Raw genomic sequence first — 11,765 nt, 5'->3', positions numbered from 1 at the left:
AACAGAGAGCTATTAGTTGAAAATTCAAATGGCTATTCATAACCTGATTAAGCGTCTGTCGGTAAAAGAATCACTTGACCTGAATGAGTGGCATCATCTGGAAGAAATGACACTCCAGGATGAACGGGCTGCCAGAGCGTTTGGGATTACCGCAGAAAATGTAAGTGAGCATTTGCAGTTGCGATCGCACCTCCTCCAAACTGTCTATCCAGACTTCATTCAGCTTTGCCAAACTCGTTTTAATCAAGCTCTAGAGAACCAGTTCAATACCCTCTGGAACCTGTGGCTTCCCTTGGCCATTTGGCTGGCGAACCGTCGTCAAGCTCAAAGCCGCCCCTTTGTTCAAGGCATTCTGGGTGGGCAGGGAACGGGCAAAACCACCCTGGGAGTTATCCTCACCCTCCTCCTGAAACACCTGAGCTATCAAACACTCAGCCTTTCCCTGGACGACCTCTACAAGACCTATGGCGATCGCCTCCAACTACAGAAGCAAGACTCCCGCTTAATTTGGCGTGGACCACCCGGCACCCATGATGTTGAACTGGGTATTCAAGTTCTGGATCAACTCCGTCACCCGCCACTGGACCAACCGATCGCGATTCCACGTTTTGATAAATCACTGTATGGGGGAGCGGGCGATCGCACCGTCCCTCAAATGGTGTCCAACATTGATATCGTTTTGTTTGAAGGCTGGTTTGCTGGTGTCCGTCCCATTCCCCCATCCCTTTTGAACACCGCCCTTCCCCCCCTCACAACCGAAGCGGACCGTACCTTTGCCCGTGACATGAACACTCACCTGTACGATTATCTTCCCCTCTGGGAACGGATAGACAGCTTGATGGTGCTTTATCCAATTGACTATCGCTTCAGTAAGCAATGGCGCAAACAGGCAGAACAGGAAATGGGAGCAACAGGCAAAGCCAGAATGAGCGATGTCGAAATTGATGCATTCGTGGATTATTTCTGGAAAGCACTCCATCCTGAGCTATTTATCAAACCGTTGGTGGACATTCCAGGTTACGCCGATCTGATCGTCGAAATTGACCAAAATCATAAGCCTAGAGCCGTGTATCAGGGGGGCGATCGCGGATGAAAGAACTCTAGATTTACCGCTGAAATCAACTCTTCATTTATCAATTCAATGGTCAGCAATTCAAGAAAGCTAAACCAGTTTGCAGGTTCCTGAGATCAACATCAAAATGTTGGTCCCTAAGTATGTCAACCGAGGCTGGCAAATCGGTTCCAGTATCTCATTGCAAGAGTTTGAGCAGTTTTTGAATAGTTCTGAGTTCTATAGCAGTAGTCATGATGGTTAGGACGGAGTGCAGAGGTGAAACCCCTGGCTGGGGGCGCAGCCCCCACTCCCTCTCTAATTCCAGTGTCCTAACGCACCCGCGTAGAGCTATAAATTTTGAATTTTGAATTTAAAGGCACAAGGGAGAAACCAGAAGCCAGAAATGAGGGACTGGAGAAAAGGGGATGAGTGATGGAGTGATAGGGTGATATCCACGCCCCGACTCCATCACCCTATCACCTCCCCCCCACTTCTCACCCCTTCTCTTGCCTAAGCTAGCAATTCGCCCGTTTCCTGCAACGAGTGCAGGCGTTGATAAATGCCACCGTGATTTAGCAACGATTCGTGGCTACCCACTTCTACAATGCGTCCTTTCTCCAGCACCACAATCTTGTCAGCCTCACGCACCGTACTCAAACGGTGGGCAATGATGATCAATGTGCGGGTACCCAGAATGGCACGCATCGCCAGTTGAATCGATCGCTCCGACTCATAGTCCAGGCTAGAAGTTGCTTCGTCAAAGATCAACACATCCGGCTCCATAATCAAAGCACGGGCAATGCCAATCCGCTGCCGCTGACCACCCGAAAGCCGCACGCCCCGCTCACCCACCACAGTAGAGTAGCCGTTAGGCATATTACGGATGAACTCATCCGCCTGGGCAATCCGGCAGGCGTCCTTCACCTGTTCGAACGTAGCCTTAGGGTTGCCATAGGTCAGGTTTTCCAACAGTGTGCCATTGAAGATATCCACCTCCTGATGAACGATCGCCAGCCGTTTCCGGTAGGCTGTTACATCCAGTCTGCGAATGTCCACTCCATCCATTAAAATTGCCCCCTCATCCGGTTCAAAATAACGGAACAGCAGCTTCACCAGCGTAGACTTACCCGAACCCGACCGACCCACTAACGCTACCGTTTGATACGGCTCAATCAGCAGATTCACATCCTGCAATACGGGACGTTCCCGATCGTAACCAAAGGTCAGATGAGAAAATTCCACCTTTCCTGTGAACTGGTAAGACGACACCCCTTCAAAAACCAGATTGCCCGCATCCTTACCAATCGGAAGATGCATGAATTCATGGAAGTGAATCATTGATGCATAACGCCGGGCAACCATCTCTGCAATCTCGCTAATGGGCTCTACTTCGGCATAGGCCATGCTGGAAACCGTTAGCGTTGTGATGAAATGCCCAATCGAGATTTGCTCCTGTACCGTTGCAATCAGCGTAAATACCAGCACCAGAAACACACAGGTTTGCACAATTGTGCGCTGCCGCATGCCCAACATAACAAACCCCTTGTGAATGCGGTAATCCAGCACTTTAAATTCGCGATCGAACCGCTGTTGCTGACGTGCAAGCTCCGTTGCCTCCGTTGCAAAGGCTTTTACCGTCTTAATGTTAGTGATGATCTCAGAGGTGCGGCTCTCAGTATCTTCCATGTATCTATCCAGTTTCTTATCCCGCTCCATCAGCGGTATTAAACCAGCCAGGTTCAGCGAAAGAATGACAATGAACGAAACCATTGTCAATAAACCAATCCACCACTCAATCATCCAGATCAAGACGAAGATACCCACCAGTCGAAGCATTTTAGGGAGCATCTGCCCAACCACCACCGGGTAGCTCCACATGTGGTTGGATAATCCTTTTGCAACCCGTGCCGCAATCCGTCCAGAGTTGTTCTCGTCATAGAACTCCAGCGGTAGGGTCAACACCTTTTCCAATGCTTTGCGAGCGTGGTCGCGGTGTGCCCGAAATGCCGTATCCCAACTAAACCAGGGACCCAGCCAGGGTTGAATTGGGGCACGCCCAACCGATACCAGACCAATCAGCACCAGCAGCACCGCGAGGGTAAGCGTCTGGCTTTGAGGCTGACCAGTAACCCTGGCAACACTGGCAACGAGGTTTTGGATGGGTGCATCCAGTGGTTGCTCGGAGAGAACATTCAAAGTCTGCCCGATCGCATAGGGAACAAACAAATCAATAATTTCGAAGGCACTCATCATTGCAATGCTGAAGACGGTGATCCGCCAATACCTTCGGTAATAGCGGACGATGTCTTGAAATTTCGCCATGACTCCTCCTTCCAGAGAAATACAGATAATGAATGCTGAGTACCGTTGCCATTTCTGGTCAGCCCAAACGAGCAGCAACCTGACTACGGTTTGCAGCAGTGGCTCAAATGAGTTTTCGTAACACTGAATCCCTCTGTCGTGCCAATTTCATTAAGTCAGTTGCTATAGAACATCAGGACAGAGGAGAAAATTAGATACTACAGAGTAGTATTGTAATACAGATACAGTTCTGATAACTAAATTTCGGATACAGGTTTTTCTTCTTGCTCTCCTATTATTTCGGCCTGACATGTTGCTGATTCTGGGAAAGCCTCTCACAATGCTCCTTTTTCACAAGGATTCAGGATTGATATAGCTCGGTACCTTCACCAAACCTTTAAGCTTCAAAACTTCTCCGGAGATAATTAATTAAATGGAAACTTTACTTTAGATAAGTGAATCTAACTAACCTATACGGTTGCAGTTTGCCTCTCGTTTATTTTCTTTTGGTAAAGACTGCGTAGTTTACTGGCCGATCCCTATCGACTTCGGTTATGCTGCGTTGAGCATGTCTCCGAGTATCAGGAGGCAACAGGGTGGTGGCATCTACACTTGGAGTTCCCTGTTGTTTGCGATCACAACTAAATCGCTTTTCTCCGGGGAGCGTTTCTGGTTGTGCGAAAGTTATTCTCCAGGTAAAACCTGCATCAACCTGGCGGGTCCTCTTTTAGTCCACCTCTCCTGACATACGGGGAAATCATGATCAAGTCTATTCTCACGACGCCCCTTGCAACAGTTGTAGGAGCCACTGCCCTGAGCTTCATGGTGGCGACAAACCCTGCCCAGGCAGCCAGGATAACCTACAATTTCACTATTAATGTCCCTACAGGAGAATATACCGGTACCTATCAAGGGAATTTCAGCTATGACGATGCCGTCCTGACGGGAAAAAACCCAACTCCAACTACACTGGAATCGGTGTCGCCTTCCTTTGGTGAGCTAGAGGTTGAGTTCAATTTCCTGAGTGTCCAATATACCGAAGAAGACGACGCAGCGTTTTTCTCCTTTCCCAAAGTTTATTTTGACAATGGCCAGTTTGTTGGGCTGAGCTTCCTAGTTGTTGCTTCCGGCACAAATCCAGGATTCTTCATCGTGCCTAAACAGGTGACAGAATTTGGAAAGGAAGTTGAGGAAAAAGGAGGTCTCCTGGTGGGCACCACCAATTTCTCCTTTGGGGAACTCATCAGTACTCTGATCACTTATCAACGCGTTCTGGGAGGGGCGGGCGATCCTGAAGATCCCGAAGATCCCACAGCCGCTGTGCCAGAACCGTCCGAAATAGCGGGGAGTCTTCTTGGACTCGGTTTATTGAGTCTGGGTTTAAGGCTGCGGAAGCGAAACAAGCCATTCCAGCCGAAATAGTTTGATATTCCTGAATCTTTGTCGGTACGTGTGCTTCCTGTTGCTGGGGTAGACCTGTGGGTTTACCCCGTTTCACTTCAAATGGGGTGGAAGTAGAAAGCTGCTCCCAAAACAATATAAGTCGCCAAGAGTAAAATTCCTTCTAACCAATTTGAGCGGCCATCCAGACTAATCAGGTTGGCGATCGCCACTGCTAGCGTGACAGCCACTACTTCAAACAGGTTAAAGTTCAAGTCCATCGGCTGCCCGATCACCTGCCCCACAAGCACCAGAATCGGAGCCACCAGCAGTGCCACCAGCAAGCTTGATCCCATCGCCACAGACACGGACAAGTCCATATTGTTTTTCATAGCAACCCTGACGGCTGTGACATATTCCGCTGCTCCCCCCACCAGTGGCAGCAAAATTACACCGGTAAAAAGTGGAGTCAACCCCAATCCCTTTGTTGCTTCTTCAACAGCACCGACAAAGATTTCCGATTCAAATGCGACGGCAATGGTTGCTACCAGCAATACCCCCACCCACAACCAGAGATTCGGCTTATGTTCAGAAGTGTGGCCAACTTCAGCAGGATCGTTCTCCAGGTCTGCTTCCGCTACTTCATACAAGTACGAGTGGGTATTTAAAGAAAAAAGCACTGTTAGCAGGTAAACCACAATTAAAACCACCGCCACAGTGACCGATAGACCACTAATGGCTGAGGACTCCACGACATTCGATGTAGAGATCACCATCGCGGGAACCACGATCGCACTCACCGCCAGCGTCATCGTGGAACCATTTACTCGCGCCACCACTGGCTGAAACTCTTGCTCTTTGTAGCGCAAGCCCCCCAGTAGCATCGACAGCCCCATCACTAGCAGCAAATTGCTAATAATCGTTCCCGTGATGCTGGCTTTGACAATATCCACCAGTCCTTCTTTTAAGGCTACCAGGGCAATAATTAACTCCGTCGCGTTACCAAAAACTGCGTTTAATAAACCTCCAATTGAAGGTCCAGCAGTCACCGCGACTTCTTCTGTTGCCGTGCTCAGCCAGATGGCCAGCGGAACAATTGCGATTGCCGATAGAGCAAACACCGCCAGGGATCCCCATTCAAAATGCTCAGCAGCAATAGAGATAGGAATAAAAATCAGTAAGCCAAAGGAAATGATATTTTTGAATGCCATAAAGCAAGGAGAACCCTCTGAAATCCGTGATACAGCATGCCTTGTAACACTAACTTCTGACGGTTGCGCAACAGATCAGGCAGGGGGTGCTAATAACGCTTACTCTGAAGCCTCCCCATCCCGTCGCCCCAGATCATAAATGCCACAACCAACGCAGGCTAATATTCCAATGCTGATTGACCAACTGCGACCCAGTCCCCATTCCACGCCATAATTGCAAAACCCACCCACAACCAAAAAGGGCACAATACTGAAAACTGATGCGTAGAACTGATTAAGTGCTTCTCTAGCACGGCGGGTACGCTCGAACTCTTCAGTCGAGGTATACAGCGATCGCTCCGCAAAATTAAACCAGCGGTTAAGCTGCTCAGTCACCCAATCACTGATTGGAGAAAACCCAAGGTATAGCGCCAGAGACCATAACCCCATTCCGGCAATTGTCATCGGGTCTATATCAAAATCAAACGGCAGAAATTCACTTAACATGGCAATCCCATTATGGAGTGGAGGTGCAGAGAGCATCACAGGTAGAATCTTTTCTGATCAGCACCCTCGTCATTTTGTCTGGTTAGCATCTTAACGAAAATTAAACGCTCAGGAAACAAACTTTCCTGTCGGCGGGCGCAGAATACTATGTTGAATTCCCCTTCCCCCTCCTTACCAGTGGACAATCTTTCTCTCAACCGATCCAACCTCTCTGAAGCACTGGCCACCGCAACTGCCCATCACCAGGCAGGGCGCTTAACCCAGGCAGAACAGATTTATCGGCAAATTTTGCAGCAGCAGCCTCAACAGGTCGAAGTCCTGAATTTACTGGGAGTCATTGCCTGTCAAAAGGGTCAGTTGGAGGAGGGAATTGCCCTTTACCGTCAGGCGCTCACGATTAAACCCAGTTTTACAGGGGCAAGAGAAAACCTCTGCCTCGCCCTTTGGAAACTGGGAAGGCAAATGATTGAAGAAGCGATCGCCAACTACAGCCAGATCGCGAACTTTGAGCCCAAAAATCTGAAAGCCTACGACGGTTTAGGGGCGATTTTTCAAGACCAAAACAAACTGGACGAAGCCCTGACCTACTATCAGCAGGCTCTTATTATCCAGCCCGAGGAACCCCAAACTCTGAACAACATTGGTGTGATTCTGCAACGTCAGGGGAAAGTGAAAACCGCCATCTCCTTTCATCAACGGGCACTCGCTGCTCAACCCAACTGTGGAGAAGCTCACATTAGCCTGGGCACTGCGTTGCACGAGCAGGGAAAGTTTGCGGAAGCAGCAGATTGTTTCAATCGAGCATTGCAGCTCGCTCCCAATAATCCCAATGCCCACTATAATCGCGGTCTCCTATTATTGATTCAAGGTAACTATCAGGAAGGTTTTGCCGAGTACGAATGGCGACTCCACACGGGGGAGTTTCCACCTTGCCCATTTAAACAGCCAGTCTGGGATGGTTCTCATCTCAAAGGGCGCACCCTCCTGCTCCATGCGGAACAAGGACTGGGCGACACCATTCAGTTCATTCGCTATGCCCCTATCATCGCTCAAAAAGGTGGACGGATCGTTTTCACCTGCCATAAACCGTTAATGCGACTTATGGCAACGATTCCAGGGATTGATCAGTTGGTCCCTCTGGGGTTTCCCCTTCCCGAATTCCACACCTATGCACCGCTGCTCAGCCTACCCCACATCCTGGGCACCACTCTAGAAACTGTCCCTAATGCAGTCCCTTATCTGCATCCGCCTGCATCAAATTGGCACCTCAATCATTCTCCAGAAACCCAGTTGAAAGTCGGCATTGTCTGGTCAGGTGGCAATCTTTACAAGCGTAATCAGGTGCGCTCCTGCCCTCTAATCCACTTTCAACCCCTTTTCAACATTCCAGGGATTGTCTACTACAGCTTGCAGAAGGGCATTCCCCAAGTGGATTTGCTTGAACTCAGTGATGAAACCCAGGTTCAAGATTTGAGTAACCAGTTAAACGATATGGCAGATACGGCAACCGCGATCGCCCAACTCGATCTCGTCATCACCGTTGATACCTCCATTGCCCATCTGGCTGGGGCTTTAGGCAAACCTGTCTGGACTTTGCTCTCCTACGTCCCTGACTGGCGCTGGCTGCTGCACCGCGAAGACACTCCCTGGTACCCCACGATGCGCCTCTTCCGCCAGAACCATCCGGGAGACTGGCCAGGCGTGATGAACAAAGTAGAGCAGGCATTGAAAGAATCGATCAAAAACCCCTCCCATTTACAGAAACCAGTTGATCGCTCCTTATAATCAAACCTTATAATCAAAGCATCTTCAATCAGATGAATTGAATGAATGATATAGCGATCCTATACGGCCTCTCCTACCAACTCACCCGTTAAGCTAAATGCTCTCGCTTCCGTAATCCTCACCTTCGCCAGTTTCCCCTTCAATTCAGCAATGTCCCCAGGAAAAAAGGTCAGGCGGTTACTGCGAGTGCGTCCCATTACCTGGGTAGGGTCTTTCGGATTCTGATCTTCCACCAGAATTTCTTCAACACGGTTCAAATAGCGCAATGAGCGTTCAGCCGCTTTGGTAGCCACCAGATGATTCAGGCGTTGCAGGCGATCGCTCTTCACCTCCTCACTCACCTGATTTTCCCAAAGCGCTGCCGGAGTTCCTGGTCGAGGTGAATAGGCCGCCGTGTTCAACTGGTCAAAGGCAATATCCTCCACCAGTTTCAGTGTGTTCTCAAACTGCGCTTCCGTCTCTCCAGGAAAACCCACAATGGCATCCGCACTGATCGCCGCATCCGGCATATACTCCCGAATGGTATGAATAATCCGGCGATACTTCTCATGGGTATAGCCCCGTGCCATTGCCTTGAGTACCCCATTATCTCCAGACTGAAACGGAATGTGAAAATGCTCACAGACCTTGGGCAGCTCTGCACAGGCACGAATCAGTCGCTCTGTGAAATAACGCGGGTGACTGGTTGCAAATCGAATTCGCTCAATTCCCGGTACATCATGAACGAAATAGAGCAAATCCGTAAGCGTATACCTGTGACGACCATCCTCAGTAACTCTAGGCAAATCCCGGCCATAGGCATCAATATTTTGCCCCAGCAAAGTCACTTCCTTATAGCCCTGCCGACCCAATTCTTCTATCTCCGCCCGAATCGATTCCGGTGTGCGGGATTGCTCTACTCCTCGAACATTGGGGACTATACAATAAGTACACCGTTCATTACATCCATAAATCACATTTACCCAGGCCGTAATCTCACTGTCCCGCCTGGGTTTCGTAATGTCCTCCATGATATGGACAGGTTCAGTAGCCACTACCTGGCTTCCACTAAAAACCTGCTCCAGTAAATCTTCCAGCCGATTGGCATGCTGCGGCCCCATCACCAGATCAAGCTCAGGAACACGGCGCAACAACTTCTCTCCCTCTTGCTGCGCAACACATCCAGCTACCACTAACGTTAAATCCGGTTGCTCCTGCTTTCGTTTCGCCTGCCGCCCAAGATAGGAATAAACCTTTTGCTCAGCATTGTCCCGAATCGTACAGGTGTTGTAGAGAATCAAATTGGCATCATCCGGCTGTTCCACCCACTCAAAGCCCATTTTTTCTAGAATGCCCGCCATCCGTTCAGAGTCAGCTTTATTCATCTGACAGCCAAACGTAGTGATATGGTAGCGGCGGGAATTTACAGTCATGCTAGACAAATTGGAATCACAAATTATAAGGTCAGACTCTTATTTTAAGTCGTTTTTCAACGGCTAACCTTCCTTGTCTGGCTATTCATCAGGAGACAACCCCATGCTTCATAGTTGTGTTTCACATTTGCTGTTTCCATACCCCTAGTAGTCTGTCAAATAGATTTTGAAGGATTGCAAACCCTTCAAAACCCCGTAAATTGTTTTTTCTGGGCATTAGATAATCAGGCAAAATTCTTTTGGTGAGCCACTAGGGACGTTCCATAGAGCGCCCCTACAAAACCTACTTACAGTTTAGAGACCGCCTTAGCTCTTTGCTGTGACGGCTGCTTTATTCCCGTTCGGTTGAGACGCAACTTCATTTCCCTTCACTTTAGCCTCCTTGCCATTGACGGAACCTTGAGGTGCAGCAGCAGGCTGGACTTCGCTTTTTGGAAGCATATCAGGTTTTGGAGCCATATCAGTCGGGGGGCTTTCTATTTGTTCTCCCTCTTCTTCTATTCCCCGAACATTGTCAAGGTCGATATCCACCACTGTCATCCTTAATCCAGCCTTAGGCTTATTGTCACTGCTAGAAATAAATGGATTGGGCTCAACAGTCCCAGTACAGATAATCAACGATCCTTTCTTCAGATAAGGGAGCTTTCTCCATGCAGCAGAGTTTTCCCAGATGCTCAAGCGCACAGTAAACGATTCATCCTTACTGCGTGGCTTACGAACGTACATGGTTGCTTCTGCAACCTTTGCTTTTTCGCCACTTTTCAAATCAACCGTTTTAATTTCAGCATCTGCAGCCAAATTACCACTGACAATCCATTTGTTTAATCCGGCACTTGACATAATACTTCACTCTACTGAATTTCTTTTAAGAGAATTCCCACGGAAGGTAGATAAACTAACAAGGAATAGATGAGTGAATGTTAATTCTTGATCAAATAGCGACACATGTTCAGCAGATCTAAAGCTGAATCAATCACTTCCTGGGTAGTAGAGACATCATTAACAAATGAATCAGAATGTTCGCAGGTGTCGCGGGTGCAATCAACCCCACAGACAGGACAGGCAAGCCGCCATGAAATAGCTGGGCGATGAAACATCCGAGTCATTGCTCCTGCCGTAATTAAATTGCCGCACCAATATAGCTCTACGCGGGTACGTTAGGACATTGGAATTAGAGAGGGAGTGGGGGCTTCGCCCCCAGCCAGGGGTTGAACCCCTGCACCCCGTCCTAACCATAATGACTACCGCTATAAATACCAACCGTTGCCGTTCCAACGGCTCTCGCTAAATGTAAGGGACCCGTGTCGTTAGAAACTATAACCAGACATCGGGAACATAATCCTGCCAGTCCATTTAGCGAAAGTTTTCCACACGCATTTTGAGCACCAAATTTCATGGTGTCTACTATGGCTTGTACCAGTCATAGTCCTGTTCTATTCCAGTTATAACCACTTGGGCGCCAGTTTTTGCTAAAGCGTTTCCAACGGCTGCAAACTTTTGCCCCGACCAACAACGGCGAGGAGCACTCTTATCCGGATGCAGCACAACCGATGGAGAAACCGTTTCCAGCACAATCTGCTGAGACTTTAGCAAATCTACCTCAGCAACTGAAAAAGAAGGTTCCAGCCCATTGGTTGGCACCAACTAACGAAACAACTTCCCATCCGGGAATTTATTCCTAATCCCACCCTCAGGAATTACAATCACTCAATCAACTGGGGATGGTCTTCGAGAAAGAAATTGCTGATGCCAGCTCCTAGCCAGGAAAGCAATTTCTGCCTTTGGATAGGCCAATTGCAAAGCCGTTAAAGCAGATAAGGCAAACAGAAAATCACAGATGTTCATAAGACTCTATCTTTGGGGCGATCGCCTTTTTATTCTCGATACTGCTACATCAATTCATATTCAATAATAAAAACTCCTTTTCAGAATCCTGAAAAGGAGTTTTAACACAATTACCCTGGCATCGAGCTATTTTTGCGGGACGCAGCCGTCCAACTATCTTCGCCGCAGATGCGTTTCACACCTCAGTTCGGGATGGATGAGGGTGGTGCCACACCGCCATAGACACCAGGAAAGCTTTGGAATGAGGGGAGCGAGTCAGGACGGGGAGACCGAATCATCAGACTCAGGCGT

11 protein-coding genes and 1 rRNA gene are annotated in these 11,765 nt (G+C 48.7%); 3 read left to right on the top strand and 9 right to left on the bottom strand.

Going from position 1 to position 11,765, the window contains the following annotated elements; translation table 11 throughout:
- Window positions 1-28 precede the first annotated feature (28 nt).
- Window positions 29-1,093 carry a glycerate kinase gene (locus P4D80_RS23500; RefSeq protein WP_421656476.1) on the top strand — a complete coding sequence of 355 codons (1,065 nt, stop codon included), beginning with the start codon at window positions 29-31 and terminating at the stop codon, window positions 1,091-1,093.
- A 471-nt stretch (window positions 1,094-1,564) separates the two neighbouring features.
- On the opposite strand, the gene P4D80_RS23495 is transcribed toward P4D80_RS23500, so the two are convergent.
- Complete coding sequence (locus P4D80_RS23495; RefSeq protein ID WP_421656475.1) at window positions 1,565-3,376, bottom strand: ABC transporter ATP-binding protein; 1,812 nt, start codon at window positions 3,374-3,376, stop codon at window positions 1,565-1,567.
- A gap of 738 nt (window positions 3,377-4,114) precedes the next feature.
- Here P4D80_RS23495 and P4D80_RS23490 point away from each other — a divergent pair.
- Complete coding sequence (locus tag P4D80_RS23490) at window positions 4,115-4,777, top strand: PEP-CTERM sorting domain-containing protein (protein WP_421656474.1); 663 nt, start codon at window positions 4,115-4,117, stop codon at window positions 4,775-4,777.
- Between the two features lie 77 nt (window positions 4,778-4,854).
- Here the strand turns inward: P4D80_RS23490 and cax are convergent, their stop codons facing one another.
- Both cax and P4D80_RS23480 read right to left on the bottom strand, forming a co-directional pair.
- Window positions 4,855-5,946, bottom strand: a complete 1,092-nt coding sequence (gene cax, locus P4D80_RS23485) for a calcium/proton exchanger (RefSeq protein WP_421656473.1) — start codon at window positions 5,944-5,946, stop codon at window positions 4,855-4,857.
- A 99-nt stretch (window positions 5,947-6,045) separates the two neighbouring features.
- The gene (locus tag P4D80_RS23480) at window positions 6,046-6,468 is read right to left on the bottom strand and encodes a hypothetical protein (RefSeq protein WP_421656472.1); all 423 of its coding nucleotides are present in this window, start codon (window positions 6,466-6,468) and stop codon (window positions 6,046-6,048) included.
- A gap of 111 nt (window positions 6,469-6,579) precedes the next feature.
- On the opposite strand from P4D80_RS23480, the gene P4D80_RS23475 reads away from it, so the two are divergent.
- Window positions 6,580-8,217: a tetratricopeptide repeat protein gene (locus P4D80_RS23475; RefSeq protein ID WP_421656471.1), complete on the top strand. Its 1,638-nt coding sequence runs from the start codon at window positions 6,580-6,582 to the stop codon at window positions 8,215-8,217.
- A 59-nt stretch (window positions 8,218-8,276) separates the two neighbouring features.
- On the opposite strand, the gene miaB is transcribed toward P4D80_RS23475, so the two are convergent.
- The 6 genes from miaB to rrf all read right to left on the bottom strand — a co-directional run bounded on the left by miaB (window position 8,277) and on the right by rrf (window position 11,704).
- A complete protein-coding gene (miaB, locus tag P4D80_RS23470) occupies window positions 8,277-9,629 on the bottom strand; it encodes a tRNA (N6-isopentenyl adenosine(37)-C2)-methylthiotransferase MiaB (RefSeq protein ID WP_421656470.1) in 1,353 nt (450 codons plus the stop codon).
- A 306-nt stretch (window positions 9,630-9,935) separates the two neighbouring features.
- Entirely contained in the window at window positions 9,936-10,469 is a 534-nt protein-coding gene (locus tag P4D80_RS23465) for a single-stranded DNA-binding protein (RefSeq protein ID WP_421656469.1), read from the bottom strand.
- Window positions 10,470-10,549: 80 nt separating this feature from the next.
- A complete protein-coding gene (locus P4D80_RS23460; protein ID WP_421656468.1) occupies window positions 10,550-10,735 on the bottom strand; it encodes a hypothetical protein in 186 nt (61 codons plus the stop codon).
- A 122-nt stretch (window positions 10,736-10,857) separates the two neighbouring features.
- Entirely contained in the window at window positions 10,858-11,025 is a 168-nt protein-coding gene (locus P4D80_RS23455; RefSeq protein WP_421656467.1) for a glycosyltransferase family 9 protein, read from the bottom strand.
- An 8-nt stretch (window positions 11,026-11,033) separates the two neighbouring features.
- Window positions 11,034-11,270 (bottom strand): glycosyltransferase family 9 protein, encoded by a 237-nt coding sequence (locus P4D80_RS23450; protein ID WP_421656466.1) that lies wholly within the window; start codon window positions 11,268-11,270, stop codon window positions 11,034-11,036.
- Between the two features lie 317 nt (window positions 11,271-11,587).
- A 5S ribosomal RNA gene (gene rrf / locus P4D80_RS23445) occupies window positions 11,588-11,704 on the bottom strand.
- Window positions 11,705-11,765: the final 61 nt, after the last annotated feature.

The organism is Leptothermofonsia sp. ETS-13, from assembly GCF_049200465.1.
Classification (GTDB): Bacteria; Cyanobacteriota; Cyanobacteriia; order Leptolyngbyales; family Leptolyngbyaceae; genus Leptothermofonsia.
Note: the sequence above shows the minus strand (reverse complement) of the source record. Positions and strands in the feature narration are given on the sequence as shown.

What these genes read in the sequence shown, in the direction of transcription:
- P4D80_RS23455 (WP_421656467.1), bottom strand. Translation starts at nt 11,025, where the DNA reads ATGAAATTTGGTGCTCAAAATGCGTGTGGAAAACTTTCGCTAAATGGA.
- miaB (WP_421656470.1), bottom strand. Translation starts at nt 9,629, where the DNA reads ATGACTGTAAATTCCCGCCGCTACCATATCACTACGTTTGGCTGTCAG.
- cax (WP_421656473.1), bottom strand. Translation starts at nt 5,946, where the DNA reads ATGGCATTCAAAAATATCATTTCCTTTGGCTTACTGATTTTTATTCCT.
- P4D80_RS23480 (WP_421656472.1), bottom strand. Translation starts at nt 6,468, where the DNA reads ATGCTCTCTGCACCTCCACTCCATAATGGGATTGCCATGTTAAGTGAA.
- P4D80_RS23460 (WP_421656468.1), bottom strand. Translation starts at nt 10,735, where the DNA reads ATGACTCGGATGTTTCATCGCCCAGCTATTTCATGGCGGCTTGCCTGT.
- P4D80_RS23475 (WP_421656471.1), top strand. Translation starts at nt 6,580, where the DNA reads ATGTTGAATTCCCCTTCCCCCTCCTTACCAGTGGACAATCTTTCTCTC.
- P4D80_RS23500 (WP_421656476.1), top strand. Translation starts at nt 29, where the DNA reads ATGGCTATTCATAACCTGATTAAGCGTCTGTCGGTAAAAGAATCACTT.
- P4D80_RS23495 (WP_421656475.1), bottom strand. Translation starts at nt 3,376, where the DNA reads ATGGCGAAATTTCAAGACATCGTCCGCTATTACCGAAGGTATTGGCGG.
- P4D80_RS23490 (WP_421656474.1), top strand. Translation starts at nt 4,115, where the DNA reads ATGATCAAGTCTATTCTCACGACGCCCCTTGCAACAGTTGTAGGAGCC.
- P4D80_RS23465 (WP_421656469.1), bottom strand. Translation starts at nt 10,469, where the DNA reads ATGTCAAGTGCCGGATTAAACAAATGGATTGTCAGTGGTAATTTGGCT.